This window comes from uncultured Pseudophaeobacter sp. (assembly GCA_905479575.1).
GTDB lineage: Bacteria > Pseudomonadota > Alphaproteobacteria > Rhodobacterales > Rhodobacteraceae > Pseudophaeobacter.
Genome location: CAJQNB010000025.1, coordinates 1 through 12,575, shown reverse-complemented (window position 1 = coordinate 12,575; position 12,575 = coordinate 1). Strand labels below are relative to the sequence as shown.

The window sequence follows — 12,575 nt, the reverse complement described above, 5'->3', positions numbered from 1 at the left end:
GCGCCGGTGATCAGCTGATCCAGCAGGGTGTCAAAAGACTGACCGCCGTTTTCCGCTTCAATGCGGATCAGGGCACGGGTCGAGAACTTCAGCTTGAGGGTCTTTTTGCCCAGCTTCATGCTTGCACTGCGGATCATACGACTGGATCCCCTTTGGTCCATCCAACCACACCCGTCGGGCGCAGTTTGAGATCGGTCATCAGATCGCCATCCACATCCACCGACGGAATGGAGGGGTTCACAAAGGCCTTGTAATCAAAGGCATCCCCGGTGATCTGCTCGCCGTCCACAGCGGGAAGATCCACCTTGAAGAAGATCACCTTGCCTTTGCGCGCCAGCGCTTGTTCATAAAGTTCGGCCGAGTAAAAACAGGACAGCGTCAGCTCGCCCGTATCGGTCAGGCCGACGCCGTATTCCTTGCTGCGGCCAGGGCTGTCCAGCGAGGTGCGGTCCCGGTATTCCGGGCTTTCCTCGGGGATACCAACTGTTTTGCACCCCTTGATTACCTCCCAGGCAACCCCGTCTTCGGACCACTGCACATCGCACAGATCGCCCGGAATGACATTTTCTGCCATTGGCATATTCCTTTCAGATTGTCAGAGTATTCAGCCGGTTACCCGGCCATTATTCAGGTGCGGTAGCGCACCTGGACATCCAGCATTTGACGCCGGACCACTTCACCGCCGGTCTCGGATGATCCGTCCCGGCGCGAGAGTTCTTTGATGCGGATCACCGACCCGCTGCGATAACCTGTCAAAAGCTGGGACGCCTGCGGCCCCAGCGAGATCAGCTCGCCGTAAGACAGGGCATCGATATTCACCTGCACCCGCGCGGTTTCCACATCCGCCCGCCCCTGCAGCGCGTAGCCCGTCACCGTGCCAACCCGGTGCAGGCTGATGCGGGGAAAGCCCACATCACTGTCAAACAGGCCCCAGACAACGGGCACCCCAAGCGTCTTGAGCAGGTCTTTCAACTCGCGTTCCAGGCTCATTTGCCAGCCCTCAAAGCTTTGCGCCGCGCCCGCTCCAGCGTCTTCTCGATATCCTTGCGGATCTCCTGACCCAGAGCCTCCAGCATCCCCGGCGCATAGAGATCCCAGGCAGGCCGCAGGAAGGGGTTGGCCGGCATCTCGCCGGTAAATTTGCCGGTGGAATGCTGATAACGCGGCGCGCTGCCATCCTCATAAAGATGCGCATGGGGCGCGAGACTGCCATCTTCCTGCACCGGCCCGACATACATGGCCACGCGGTTGCGCCCCTGATCTCCGCGCGCGCCCCGTTTCTGCCCCTTGTCCAGCTTGCTGGTCACCGCAACCTTGAACTTGCCCCCCGCCATGCCTTCTGCCGCTTGCGCCACCGGTTTCAGAACCTTCTTCAGCGCCCGCCGCCCCGAGGCTTTGGATTGCCCCCGCGTGAGCTGCACCAGGGCGCGCTCAATATCGCCGGATCCCTCAATGCGAAGCTTCGCAACCATATCAGCCACCCGCCTTCTTCAACCGCCACGCAGAGATCTCCAAGCCACGGCGGCGACCAATTTCCTTGATCTCGGTAATGCGCCAATCCGTACCGTCGAAACGCAGCCTGTTTTCACCAGTGATCACGGCTAGAGCTTTAGACCAACGCACAACAAAGCGCGCCTCGGCCTTCTGCTCAACAGCCGCAGCCCGAAGGCGCTCACCATCAGACACTGGCGCATAGTTGGCTCTGGCCTGTGCAATCTCGTTCCAACCAGTCGCAACAGTTTCACCTGCATCGTTCTCCTCAACCTGGGCGCCCAAAAGAGAAACACGCCGATCGAAAGGCGGAAGTGCTTGTCGTTTCATAGCGCAAATGCCCGATAGCGACGGGTCAACCGATCGACACCGCGCTGCACCTGCTCAGGAATTCCGGTGGCGGCGTCGGCAAGCGGATGATCATAGTAAAACTTGACCAACTCTCTTGCTGCGGCCTTCAAATCCTCCGGTACCGCCTCCAGGCTTTCAAAACCTGCAGTAAATGTAAGTGTGACAGCATCAGGCCGATCAGCAACAGCGGGCCACAACGCGCCGGAGATCTGCGCCACCTGGCGCATCCGCCCGCGCCCCACCAGGGCGTAACTCTCGGCGGGAACAACTACCTCCGCTCCCGTCGCATCCAGATAGCGGATCTCGTCAACCGACAAGATCCGCGCAAAGGGAAGCTGCAGAAACCGCTCATCCAACGCGGCACCGCGACGGCACCATTGTTGCGAGACCAGAGGAAACCCCAACCCGCCAAAGCCGTCCTGATCCACATCCAAAGCAGCCGATGCAGAGGCAATCACACGGGCAATCTCCGCGTCCAGCTCTGGGTCCTCACCCTCAGGCGATATGATGCGCAACTTGTCCTTGGCATCCGCCAAAGTGATCAGGTCAGTTGCCCCGCCTGTAAGTCTCTCCAGCCACATTGCCTATGCTCCTGCTAGGTTTGGGAGTTGGTTGTTTCAGCCGCGCCAGGGCCTGTGGTCGCTGCATTCTGCGGCGGCTCGTCGGCCTTGTTTTCCAGCGCAGTCCGCGCGCCTGCCGCGTTGCCACTGTTTTCGGCCACGGCTTTCTGACCATCTTCAGAAGATGGTTCTTCCTGCGTCACAGGGGCCAGCACAGCTTTCGCCACCAGGTGCGATACCGAGGCAGGCTTTGCCGATCGCACATCGCCCGGCAGATAGGCCTTATCGCCCAGATGCGGGCGCAACACTTTATAATCCATGTGAGAGTACTCCAGTTTTCACAGCGGAAAGGCGGCTGACCCGCCTTCCCAGGTGGTCAGATTGGATCAGTCAGCCTGACGGCCAAAATCGCCGTAGATGAAAGATTCATCGCGGTAGACCGCCAGCGCCAGGCGCTCTTCTGCCAGCACGGTCACCTTGTTGCGGGTGAAGTCATCATTCTGAAAGCCGGTCTCGATGCGCGAGGTCCACTGATCAAAGATCTGCGCCCCCATATCAAAGGCCCCAACCAGCACCTTATCCAGCGCCATAGCCGGGGTCGCGACCACCGGCAGCCCCCAGAGCGTAGGCGACAGGGTGCCCTGCGGGTTGCCGATAATATAGCGGCCCTCGCCATCTTTCAGGGTTTCGATCCAGGCCCAGTCTGCCGGGTGCATGACAATGCCGGTGGCAGGGTATTCCGCCAGTACAGCCTGCAGCGCCATATAACGCACCTGGTCGATGGACGTCCCAGCAGGGAAGCCTGCAGGCTGCGCAAAAGCCGTGGCCTGCGGAATGATGCCATGCAGGTTTTCGCCGGTGCCGTCGCCAAACAAAAGCTGCTGTTCTTCTTTGAAAGACAGACCATAAAGCAGGCGATTGTCGATAATGGAGCGGATCTGCGCCACATCAGACAGAGTCTGTTTGGAGGCTCGGATCCAATGGGCGATCACCTTGGTGCGGGTCTGGATTTCTTCGATCTGGAAATCCGACTGCGGCTTCAACCCACCTTCGGCAACCACATCCGCGTTATTGGCGAACCCGGTTTCGCGGTCGTAATCGATGTTGGGCTGATCCGTCTGCCCCGGCATCAACAGGCCACGCACAGTCATCCGGCGCTGGGGCATCGGCGCAATGCCGGGCAGGTGGCTGGAATGCACCGCTGCGCCCATGCCACCCGCACCGCCAGTGGTGGTGGTCAGATCAGCCTTAACCGTAAGCTCGGCGCTGTCACTTTTGCGCGGGTTGTCCTTGAAGCGCAAAAAATCATCGCTCTCGGTGAACTGACTGCCGATAGATTTGACCTCTGCCCCGCCGTCACCGCCGGTGCGGTCAAGCTTTTGCTCCAGCTCTTCCAGGCTGCCTTTAAGACCGCCAAGCTCGGTCAGGGCCTCATCAGCCTTTTCCTTCATGGACTGGCTCAGGGTCTCCCCCGCCTTGGCTTTGCCCAGGGCATCCTCTGCAATGGCCTTCACCGCATCAAACTTTGTTTCAAACGCAGTTTTCATTTCCACTGCAAGTTCTGCAGCGGATTTGGTTTCTCCCGACATGGGGAACCTCCTATAAATTATGGATTGAGTGTTGGGTCAGGAACCCATGAGAGTTGTCAGAAACACTCTCGCGTCAGTCTCCGCTGCAGCAGGGTCCCCCTGCCCTTTCAGGTGGATGCGCGCGGAACGCTCCGCCTGTGAATTCGAGAGGCCAAGTCCCTTGACCGCTGCCTCGAATTCCCGCTCTGTCAGCCGGTCCCCGGCCTTGAGCTTTTCAATGAGTTCTGAAGGCACCTCGCCTTTGGTCGCCACGCGCGCCGTTGGCAGCATCGGGAAGGTCACCAGTGACACCTCCCAAAGATCAACCTCTTTCAGCACCCGGTTGCCGCCATCGTCTTTCTGCGCATTGATCGTCCGATAGCCGATCGACAGACCATCGATCGAACCCGCCTTGATCAAGGCTATCGCCTCACGGCCCTTTTCAACTTCGGTCAGGATACGGCCCTTGACCCAAAGACCCCGATCATCTTCGCGCAATTCTTCCCAAACCCCGATCGGCTGCGCCGGGTCATGCTGCCACAGCATTTTCACCTTGCGATCCTGTGCCGTCAGCTTGGAAAGGCTGGCCCCATAGGCACCAGCGGCAACGATATCACCGCCCTGATCCACCTCACCAAACAGACTGGCATAGCCCTCGATGGCACCATCTGCCGCTGCAGCCTTGAGGTTAAAGGCCACATCTTTTGTCTCGATCGACATCAGCTTTCTCCTGTTTCCGAAAGTGGGATATTCTGCATCTGCATCCGCACGACATCCCCGCCCGGCACTGGCGGATTGCCTTCCAGCTTGCGGATCTCATTGATGGTCAGCCCGCCGATCTGGGCCATGGTCTGATAGAAGCTGGCGCGGCTGGCGCTATCGCCCCGCAACAACCCATCCATATTGATCCGCGCCGAGATCCCGGCTGCCCGGTCCGCAGGCGTCAGCAACTGCTTGCGCACCGCCTGCTCGATCCGCTTCACCCGACGGCGCAGGTAAAACTTGGTGAACATCAAAACCTGCTGATCCACGCTTGTCGGCCAGGCCGTCGAGGCCCCCGCATGCCCGATCAAGGCTGGCGGCACCTGAAAGAACCGGCAGATCTCTTCCACAGAGAATTGCCGCGTTTCCAGCATCTGCGCATCTTCCGGCGAGATGGTGATCTGCTCATACTCCAGACCGCCCTCCGCAATGAACGGCTTGCCCGCGTTCACCGCACCTTGATATTTCTCAACAATGGCCTCCGCCGTGATCCGCTCTTCCGCATTCAGCCATTCCTTGAATTTGATCAGCCCAGAGGGGCGCAGCCCGTTCTTGAACATGCTGGAAGCCGCCCGCTCTGCCGCCAGCGCCGAGGAAAACGTCTGCAGCCCAAAGCGCAACGTCGACATGCCACCCAGCGGATTGCCCCCAGGGCCACGGACATGGAACACATCCCGATCAAGCTTAACGAAGGGCCTGCCATTGTCGCTCCAGCGGTATTCGATCCGGCCATCCTCCAGACGCCGCACCGCCATGGCCTCCGGCTGGACCGGGTAAAGCGCCGTCACTTTTCCATCTTTGCGCACCACCGAGGCATAGGCATTGCCCCAAAGCTCAAGCGACAGGTTCATGAAGTCCCAGAAATCCAGCGCCGTTTGGTCAAAGTTCGGGCTTTCATAAATCACCCGGTGCAGCGGATGATCGCTGGCCACCTCGGCAATACCGCCCTCCGTCCGCCGGATCGCCTCGAAGGGGAGTGAGGAAAGAGTGCCGCTGATCAAGTTGGCACAGCCCCAGACCGCCGAAAGCCCCAGGCTCGACTGCGCGCTGACCAGCTCTCCAGCATTGCCAGCCGCGCCACCCTGGCCACGGCCATCCGTCCATTTAACCGCGCTTGCGGATTTGAGCTGCAGCCCCACGGCTGACAGCGCCTTGTCGATCAGGCTCATGAGGAGGCTCCAAGTGCTGCAAAAAAGCTGCCGCGTCGTTCTGCGTCGCTGGTGTCTTCAGGCACCTGGCACAGCGGCCAGATGGCATTCATGGTGGCGATCATTCCATCAATGGAATCCTCAGGCACCTGTTTGGTCGGATAGATGTAGTCGCCGCCCTGCACCTGTTTTTGCAGAGTGTTGCCTGCCATCCAGGTCAGAACCTCATTGCCGTCATTGATCACCCGGTGATCTTCAACGCTGGCAATCAGCTTGTTGAAGGGCTCATTCAGGTTGGCCGCCCGCGATCGCAGCTCGACTGCAGTGATGCCGGCGCTCTCCCAGTTCGCGGCCATCTGCGCCGCAAAGGCCGCATCATAAACCACCATCTCAACATCAAGTGCCGGTAGATCTGACCAGCCCCAGGTATCATCGCCCAGCCCCGCGAGCTGCAGCACCAGTGCCTCAACCATGTTGAGATCCAGTTCCGCCCCCGGCGTGGTGTAGATCAGGCCCTTTTTCTTCCAGCCCCAGAGATGCTCATTGCCCGGCGCATCCACGATTTTCTCCGGCAAGAAATGCCAGCTGAACAGGCGATAGAATTTGCCGTCAGGGATCAGCGCCACAACGCTGGCCGGATCTTTCCGGGTGGCAAGATCCACGCCAATATAGGCTTTGTGCCCGCGATACTGCACCAGCTTCATGCTGGCATCCTCGCTGGCCCGCCAGGCCTCCATATCAATTGCTGCAGCACCAACACTGGTCCAGATATCCAGATGCTTGCGCAGGAACTCCCCAAGCGCCGCCGGGCTGGCCTCTGCCTTCTCCCACTCATCCTGCATGTAATCCAATGACTTGGCCTCATGCAGGCTGGGGTTGGCCTTGGCCCAGGTCTTGGGGTCTCCCGGCTCATCCCCTTCATCGGCCTCAAAGATCAGGCCGAAATAGCGCTCATTCTTGCGGTCCCCGTCCAGCAGGCTCTGCAGATACTTGCGCTGCTCGAAACAGATCCCCCCGGTGTTGTAACCGGCTGTGGTGATGGCGATCAGCAAGGGCTGTTCGCGCGCACCAAGAGCCGAGGCCATCGAGTCCCAGACATCGCGCTTGTCATGCTCGTGCAGCTCATCAACGATCGCACAATGCGGGTTCTTGCCGTCCTTTGATTTGGTCTGGCTGGCGATCGGCTGAAACACCGCCGCCGGATCCTGGGTTTTGATCTTGTGCTCTTCGACCGTCAGCCCCAGCACCTCATCCAGGCCCATGCCTTCGGCTTCACCTGACAGCGCCATGACGCGGGCCGCGTCAAAGACGATCCGCGCCTGATGGGTCGAAGCTGCTGCCGAATAGACCTTGGCGCCCGGCTCACCATCCGGCACCAGAAAGTAAAGTCCGACACCGGCCAGCAGCGTGGATTTGCCATTCTTGCGCGGCACCTCGACATAGGCCGTCCGGAACCGCCGCAACCCCGTAACCATATGGCGCCAGCCGCCGATCTGGCCAATCATGAAGGCCTGCCACGGCAGCAATGTCAGGGTCTCACCACGCGCGGCCCATGCCCCCTCGATATGGGGCAAAGCTTCCAGAAAGGCGCACATGTGCTCCGCCGCCTCGGCGTCAAACACATAGGGAAAGGCATCAGTTCCGGCGCGTTTCAGATCCGCTTTAAACCGCTTGCAGGCCTGCTGGGCGCGCTTGCAGCTCGGCACCTCCCCTGCGAGCACATCCTCCACCCACTGCAAACCGCGCTGGGTGATTGGCGTTGAAACTCCACAATCCAGCATCAGGCACGCGTCCCTTTACGGGTCAGGGGGCGGAACGGCGTAATAACCTTGCCGCCCTGCCCGCCGTCTTCCGGCGCGGGATCATTGAGCAAACCCATAAATGAGGTTTGGGTCGACTGCCCTTGCTTAGCCCGGACATAGGGTGTTCCCAGAAGCTCGCGTTCCAGCACCGCGATCCGGTTCTCATGAGCCGCGCGCTGTTGGGCAAGGCCCGACATGAAGTTGCCTTCGGTGCCGGTGAACCCCTCATCGACGATCAGGACAGACAGCCGATCAAAGGCAGCGCGGTGAACCGCGTAACGAACAACTTGCCCAAAGACCGGCTCATCGATCAGCCCGTCCCGCTTCAAGTAACGCAGCAGGCTTTCGCCATGCGCTTTCTCGACCTCATCAAAATGAGCGGGCCAGCCCCCCAGGAGGTTCACCAGTTTCTGAATGTCTGTGCCAGTGTGGTGCATACCCCCCCCCTTAAATTTGCGCGCGAATAAATCCGATTATTCCCGCCGGTTTCAGCTTTGGAGGGTCCAGACTTTCAAAGCCCCCCCCTCCCTGTGTTGCGCGCCTCTCGGCCCGCTGTTTCTTGATGTCGTGACAGCTCTTGCAGAGCGATTGCAGCGCTCCGAACCAAAACAACCCATAGTCATCCCGGTGCGGCACCACATGGTCAGCGACCGTGGCCAGTTGCTTTGAGTGATCCGGGCAAAGCCGACACAGCGGCTCTGCATCCAGTTGCTGCAAACGCCGTCCTGTTTTGCCGCGCCAGCCCTTGCTGTTGTACCACTTGCGGCTGGGCCGATCCGAGCGCCGCGTGGCCTCAGATGGCTTGTCCCGGTCCTGCTTTGCCGATCGGGCATGCGCATCGCAATAGCCAATCCCAACCTCAATCAGTCGGAAACAGCCAGGATGCGCGCAGGGTTTCTTTGGCATCCCGCGCCCTCTCAATGATGTCAGATGATACAACGCAAAAACGCCCGCCGGTTTCCCGTGGGCGCATTTATTGATGATGCAAATCTACTCGCATGCCGATGAGGTAAGCGTCAAGGGGGATTTTTTGGCAGAGGTCTACATTGAGTCCGCAGGTCATGAGTGACCTTATCTACAAGAGTAAAACTACCACTGTCAGCGCTCAACAATGAGGCGTCTGTCCTAACTGCATTTGAAGAGCTGGATTCGTTGGAAATGTCTCACGCACCATGGAGATAATGGATGGCATGACTTCCTCCGCATATCCGGTGAATTGGATATGCGGAGACCAATCACTGGTTTTGACATGTTGCGCTATTTTCAACTTCCATCCCGCTGAGGTGAAACTTACATCGACCCTACCGCAGCACTCTAGTTCGCTTGACTTCACTCATAAATTGTTCGATCCCATCCGTGATCATTGCGTTGAACACTGCGACAAAATCCGCAGGCTGACTGAATTTCCCAGTTTTTCGTGGCTTTGCTTCATAAGTTTTCTGAAAAACCTGAGCACCACTAGAGCGGTTGCTGACTGTGTAGGTAACCGAATATGACCACCTAACTGAATACCCAAGGTCGTCAGCAAGGATCTTATTCACTTGTCCCGAAATGACTTTCCCGTTGTTCGCATCGACTCTGGTACCGCCTTTTTGTAATTCTAGTGCAGTTGCCCTTCGGACATAAACCGCAACATCTTCACCAATAAGAACGTTCCCAATGGCAGTATTTTGGATCTGGTTAGATTGAACCTTCCCTTCATCACTAGGCAGGTAATTGAAATCTCCAACGGCTGCCCGCGTTCCAGGCAGCGAAACAAACGTCTGTGGTGTGTAAGACGCAGGTAGTGTCCCAGAACAAGCCGAAACCACCAACAGAGCCAAAATCGAAAGTACTTTTCTCATTCCATCTTTCTTTCTTTCAGAAAATTAAGAGCATTCAATGAAGCTTTTTATCACCATGAAAAATAGCTTCACCTAAGAAAAAGAGGGGGCCAAAACTCGTATAACTTCCCTCACTTATTGCCTCAAATTATTATCTGAAACGCACCGGGATTAGCCGTGGTTTGGAAGTCATCGAATCTATGCTAGTTTAAGCCGCGTATATCACCCCTCCTCCCGGATGCTGCAGGTAACCCCTAGCATCACCTGCAGCGCCAACCAAAGCACCAATGTCATCTTTTTGATATATTTAGCAAGCACCTAGGGCCTGTATTCATTAAGTTTCTTATCCAGTCCCTGAGCCTGCCAAACATGATCTGAACTCGGATGCAATGTTTAGATTGGCGCTTATCGTTTGCACAGTCTTCTTGCCAAGTATGCAGTCCAAAAGACTGGCAGGCCCCCTCTATCTTTCAATGCTTCCCTTAATCATTCCGCGCTATAATCACGGTCCCCAAGTACCTAATCCGCAGCCGCCTCCCATCCTCTCCAGCGCCAGCCCCAATGCTTGGGCGATGGCCTGCGATGTGGCCCCATAGACTGACCAGCCATGCGCCTTCAGGACATCGCTGAGGGGGCGATCTTCCAGGCAGACCATATCGACCAGGCGCCGGTCGAAAATGCTGGTGCGGCATCCGCGTCTCGATGGTCGAATACGGCGTACCACCATGGCGGAACCGGAGCCGATGCGGCGGCGCAGGCGGTCGATCTCTTCGCGATCGCGCAGCACCGCATCCATGAAGTCGCCGCCGCGACCACCGCCGCCGGATCGCAGTGCCTCGATCGAGGAACACTTGAGACCAGCGCAGGCGTGGCGCTCGACCAGGTCGCGGTAATGGCGGCCAATGGCCACCTGCCCCGGAGAGAGCGGCGACGGCTTGTTGTGCCGGGCCGCCTTGGCCGCCATCACATCAAACACATCGGCGCGCTGGATTGCGCTGCGCCCACGATAGCCCGCATGTTTAACCGCAAAACCGCCCTCCCCGTCTGGATAAAGCGCCTGTGGCTCAAACACCCGAAACGCGCCGCGCGCAGGGGCATCGGCAATGGCATCGCCGCAGATCTCTGGCACCGCGCTGCGGGCTTTGATCCCAGCCAGAAGGATCTCTTCCGCCTCTAGCCGCGCAGCGCCGTCAGGGCTGACGATCACAACAAAGTCCTTCATGCTGCGCCCCCTGCTGCCAGTGCTGCGATGCGTCGGCACTTCACCTCGGCAGCGGCGCGACGCTGTTGGAAGGTTTGGTCCTGTGGTGACACGCTATCGCCCCGGCGCAGCTGCTCTTCCAGCCGCGCAACCCGACGGCGTGCATCACCGGCGCGGTCCTGCACCTGGCGCAGATCATACTCGCGCGGCCAGACGCGGGCCCGGCGCAACTCGGCCAGTAATTCCGGCGCCCAGCCCTCTGCCAGGGCGCGCTGGCCTAGGGCATGGGCAAAGACCGCCCGAAACAGCGGCGAGGCATCATCGGATGGCGGCTGGATCTCTGCGGCCCAACCGAGGATCTTGGCTGCGATCGGGAAGCGATCCCGCTCTTTGCCGCCGGGCATATTGGCCACCTGCTCTGCCAGCGCCTGCAGGTTCAGCTCTGACATATAGGCCAGCTTGCCGGTCAGATCCGCGACCATCGCATCAAACTGCGCCACCGTCAGGCTGGACGGCTTGGCCAGCCCCAACCGTTTCAATGGCTCAATCAGGTGATCCTTCACCCGGCGCTCGCCTGCGGCCTGTTCTTTGGCATCCATGTCTCTGCTCTTCCTCTTTCTCAGCAAATCCGACTTATCCACAGGATCCACCACTAATTGCGGCGCGCCTGCCTCTATCGTTTCTTTTCATTTCTTCTCTTTTCCTTTCAGCCGCGCGGTTTTGGACGGAAATCAAAAACCAAAACTTCTAAAAACCGCGCTTTTCTTCCTGAAAACTTCCCCCGGAACTTCCGAAATCTTCCAGCGGAAGTTTTGAGGCGGTTTTCACGGCTGCGAGGAAAGGTCTTCCCAGGCTTCCTTGATGCGCTTTTCGGTGGCACTGCCGCCGGGATAGGCATCTTCGATCCAATCGCTGAGCCGGTTCACCCACTCATCATTTGCCGCGACCTGTCGCCCGCCAGGGATCCGGTTCACCAGGTTTTCGCGGATAGTTCCGAGCCGTTTGCGCATCCGGTCATCCGCGTTCTTGGCCGCGTTTCGTTTCTTCGACCCAACCGCCTTGAGCGCAATCTCGGTCACCACCGGATGATGCAGCCGCTGCACCCCGTCACACAGACACAGGGACCAGTTGTGCAGCGGGCCAATCTCGCGCTGGCAAAGGCTGTCAAAAACCTCCTGCGAAACCCCGACTAGCTTGGCCAGCAGTTTGGGATTGGTCGGCAATGTGCCCACCGGCGACTGCGTTTGCGCCAGGTAGATCATATCGAGGAACACCGCCCGCACTTCCAGATCGGCCAGCAGCCTTGTGTCGCTGGTCAGCCAGCGCTGATAGTGGAACTCAACAAAGTAGTGGCTCTCCAGCCGCTCGCCTGCCTCGATCGGATAGATCGGCACTTCGCCTGTGCTGACCGGCTTAAGATGATGCGCCCCAACCATCAGACAAAGGCCTCGACCAGTTCATAAACCTCGCAGGCCTGCGCCGCCTCAAACGGCGCCATGCGACGACGATCGGTGACGCGGCGGCGATAGCGGCTGCCCCAGCCCCGGTGCATGCAAATGTTGCGGCAGGTATTAGCCGAGGCGCCGGTGAAGCGCGCCAGTTCCGCCAGGGTGCAATCCCCTGCCGTTGCGCGGGTCATCCACCAGATCTGATAGGCGATACGTTGCGTTTTGATGCTCATGCGGCACGTCCCATCTGCTGGTGAAAGAACTCCGGCGCCTTTGGATCTGTCATGATCATCAGCAACGCGATGTGGCTGGCCGGAGACGTGACCGCCCCCCACCAGTTCAGCGCGGTCTGAAAGCTCACGTCGCAAAACAGCGCCACCTCGCGCGGGCTGTTGAACCGCGCCCGGAAGTAGCTGGACCA

The 12,575-nt window shown here is 58.9% G+C and carries 16 protein-coding genes and 2 pseudogenes; all 18 read right to left on the bottom strand.

Going from position 1 to position 12,575, the window contains the following annotated elements:
* Positions 1–133: 133 nt before the first annotated feature.
* Positions 134–574: a hypothetical protein gene (locus tag QZ268_RS08955; protein ID WP_295451228.1), complete on the bottom strand. Its 441-nt coding sequence runs from the start codon at positions 572–574 to the stop codon at positions 134–136.
* Positions 575–627: 53 nt separating this feature from the next.
* Complete coding sequence (locus QZ268_RS08950) at positions 628–990, bottom strand: hypothetical protein (protein WP_295451225.1); 363 nt, start codon at positions 988–990, stop codon at positions 628–630.
* Positions 987–1,472, bottom strand: a complete 486-nt coding sequence (locus QZ268_RS08945) for a hypothetical protein (protein WP_295451222.1) — start codon at positions 1,470–1,472, stop codon at positions 987–989. The genes QZ268_RS08950 and QZ268_RS08945 overlap by 4 nt, the downstream gene beginning before the upstream one ends.
* A 1-nt stretch (position 1,473) precedes the next feature.
* The gene (locus QZ268_RS08940) at positions 1,474–1,821 is read right to left on the bottom strand and encodes a head-tail adaptor protein (RefSeq protein ID WP_295451219.1); all 348 of its coding nucleotides are present in this window, start codon (positions 1,819–1,821) and stop codon (positions 1,474–1,476) included.
* On the bottom strand, positions 1,818–2,423 hold the full coding sequence (locus tag QZ268_RS08935) for a hypothetical protein (protein WP_295451216.1): 606 nt from the start codon (positions 2,421–2,423) through the stop codon (positions 1,818–1,820). Before QZ268_RS08935 ends, QZ268_RS08940 begins: the two co-directional genes overlap by 4 nt.
* A gap of 14 nt (positions 2,424–2,437) precedes the next feature.
* A complete protein-coding gene (locus QZ268_RS08930; RefSeq protein WP_295451213.1) occupies positions 2,438–2,722 on the bottom strand; it encodes a hypothetical protein in 285 nt (94 codons plus the stop codon).
* A gap of 66 nt (positions 2,723–2,788) precedes the next feature.
* The gene (locus QZ268_RS08925; protein ID WP_295451210.1) at positions 2,789–3,991 is read right to left on the bottom strand and encodes a phage major capsid protein; all 1,203 of its coding nucleotides are present in this window, start codon (positions 3,989–3,991) and stop codon (positions 2,789–2,791) included.
* A gap of 234 nt (positions 3,992–4,225) precedes the next feature.
* A pseudogene (locus QZ268_RS08920) lies at positions 4,226–4,690 on the bottom strand (HK97 family phage prohead protease); the annotation flags it as partial.
* Positions 4,690–5,901: a phage portal protein gene (locus QZ268_RS08915; protein WP_295451209.1), complete on the bottom strand. Its 1,212-nt coding sequence runs from the start codon at positions 5,899–5,901 to the stop codon at positions 4,690–4,692. The gene QZ268_RS08915 and the pseudogene QZ268_RS08920, both read right to left, overlap by 1 nt.
* The gene (locus QZ268_RS08910) at positions 5,898–7,661 is read right to left on the bottom strand and encodes a terminase TerL endonuclease subunit (RefSeq protein WP_295451207.1); all 1,764 of its coding nucleotides are present in this window, start codon (positions 7,659–7,661) and stop codon (positions 5,898–5,900) included. The genes QZ268_RS08915 and QZ268_RS08910 overlap by 4 nt, the downstream gene beginning before the upstream one ends.
* The gene (locus QZ268_RS08905) at positions 7,661–8,119 is read right to left on the bottom strand and encodes a hypothetical protein (RefSeq protein WP_295451205.1); all 459 of its coding nucleotides are present in this window, start codon (positions 8,117–8,119) and stop codon (positions 7,661–7,663) included. Before QZ268_RS08905 ends, QZ268_RS08910 begins: the two co-directional genes overlap by 1 nt.
* A gap of 10 nt (positions 8,120–8,129) precedes the next feature.
* A complete protein-coding gene (locus QZ268_RS08900) occupies positions 8,130–8,588 on the bottom strand; it encodes a hypothetical protein (RefSeq protein ID WP_295451203.1) in 459 nt (152 codons plus the stop codon).
* 395 nt (positions 8,589–8,983) lie between these two features.
* Positions 8,984–9,526, bottom strand: coding sequence for a hypothetical protein (locus QZ268_RS08895; protein WP_295451192.1), 543 nt, complete (start codon positions 9,524–9,526; stop codon positions 8,984–8,986).
* Between the two features lie 481 nt (positions 9,527–10,007).
* Positions 10,008–10,727, bottom strand: coding sequence for a hypothetical protein (locus tag QZ268_RS08890; RefSeq protein ID WP_295451185.1), 720 nt, complete (start codon positions 10,725–10,727; stop codon positions 10,008–10,010).
* The gene (locus tag QZ268_RS08885; RefSeq protein WP_295451179.1) at positions 10,724–11,305 is read right to left on the bottom strand and encodes a hypothetical protein; all 582 of its coding nucleotides are present in this window, start codon (positions 11,303–11,305) and stop codon (positions 10,724–10,726) included. Before QZ268_RS08885 ends, QZ268_RS08890 begins: the two co-directional genes overlap by 4 nt.
* Positions 11,306–11,530: 225 nt before the next feature.
* Positions 11,531–12,142, bottom strand: coding sequence for a hypothetical protein (locus QZ268_RS08880; RefSeq protein WP_295451173.1), 612 nt, complete (start codon positions 12,140–12,142; stop codon positions 11,531–11,533).
* Positions 12,142–12,387, bottom strand: a complete 246-nt coding sequence (locus QZ268_RS08875; protein ID WP_295451169.1) for a hypothetical protein — start codon at positions 12,385–12,387, stop codon at positions 12,142–12,144. The genes QZ268_RS08880 and QZ268_RS08875 overlap by 1 nt, the downstream gene beginning before the upstream one ends.
* Positions 12,384–12,575: pseudogene (locus QZ268_RS08870) on the bottom strand (hypothetical protein); the annotation flags it as partial. The gene QZ268_RS08875 and the pseudogene QZ268_RS08870, both read right to left, overlap by 4 nt.

What these genes read in the sequence shown, in the direction of transcription:
- QZ268_RS08885 (WP_295451179.1), bottom strand. Translation starts at nt 11,305, where the DNA reads ATGGATGCCAAAGAACAGGCCGCAGGCGAGCGCCGGGTGAAGGATCAC.
- QZ268_RS08915 (WP_295451209.1), bottom strand. Translation starts at nt 5,901, where the DNA reads ATGAGCCTGATCGACAAGGCGCTGTCAGCCGTGGGGCTGCAGCTCAAA.
- QZ268_RS08890 (WP_295451185.1), bottom strand. Translation starts at nt 10,727, where the DNA reads ATGAAGGACTTTGTTGTGATCGTCAGCCCTGACGGCGCTGCGCGGCTA.
- QZ268_RS08910 (WP_295451207.1), bottom strand. Translation starts at nt 7,661, where the DNA reads ATGCTGGATTGTGGAGTTTCAACGCCAATCACCCAGCGCGGTTTGCAG.
- QZ268_RS08950 (WP_295451225.1), bottom strand. Translation starts at nt 990, where the DNA reads ATGAGCCTGGAACGCGAGTTGAAAGACCTGCTCAAGACGCTTGGGGTG.
- QZ268_RS08895 (WP_295451192.1), bottom strand. Translation starts at nt 9,526, where the DNA reads ATGAGAAAAGTACTTTCGATTTTGGCTCTGTTGGTGGTTTCGGCTTGT.
- QZ268_RS08880 (WP_295451173.1), bottom strand. Translation starts at nt 12,142, where the DNA reads ATGGTTGGGGCGCATCATCTTAAGCCGGTCAGCACAGGCGAAGTGCCG.
- QZ268_RS08925 (WP_295451210.1), bottom strand. Translation starts at nt 3,991, where the DNA reads ATGTCGGGAGAAACCAAATCCGCTGCAGAACTTGCAGTGGAAATGAAA.
- QZ268_RS08940 (WP_295451219.1), bottom strand. Translation starts at nt 1,821, where the DNA reads ATGAAACGACAAGCACTTCCGCCTTTCGATCGGCGTGTTTCTCTTTTG.
- QZ268_RS08930 (WP_295451213.1), bottom strand. Translation starts at nt 2,722, where the DNA reads ATGGATTATAAAGTGTTGCGCCCGCATCTGGGCGATAAGGCCTATCTG.
- QZ268_RS08955 (WP_295451228.1), bottom strand. Translation starts at nt 574, where the DNA reads ATGGCAGAAAATGTCATTCCGGGCGATCTGTGCGATGTGCAGTGGTCC.
- QZ268_RS08875 (WP_295451169.1), bottom strand. Translation starts at nt 12,387, where the DNA reads ATGAGCATCAAAACGCAACGTATCGCCTATCAGATCTGGTGGATGACC.
- QZ268_RS08905 (WP_295451205.1), bottom strand. Translation starts at nt 8,119, where the DNA reads ATGCACCACACTGGCACAGACATTCAGAAACTGGTGAACCTCCTGGGG.
- QZ268_RS08945 (WP_295451222.1), bottom strand. Translation starts at nt 1,472, where the DNA reads ATGGTTGCGAAGCTTCGCATTGAGGGATCCGGCGATATTGAGCGCGCC.
- QZ268_RS08900 (WP_295451203.1), bottom strand. Translation starts at nt 8,588, where the DNA reads ATGCCAAAGAAACCCTGCGCGCATCCTGGCTGTTTCCGACTGATTGAG.
- QZ268_RS08935 (WP_295451216.1), bottom strand. Translation starts at nt 2,423, where the DNA reads ATGTGGCTGGAGAGACTTACAGGCGGGGCAACTGACCTGATCACTTTG.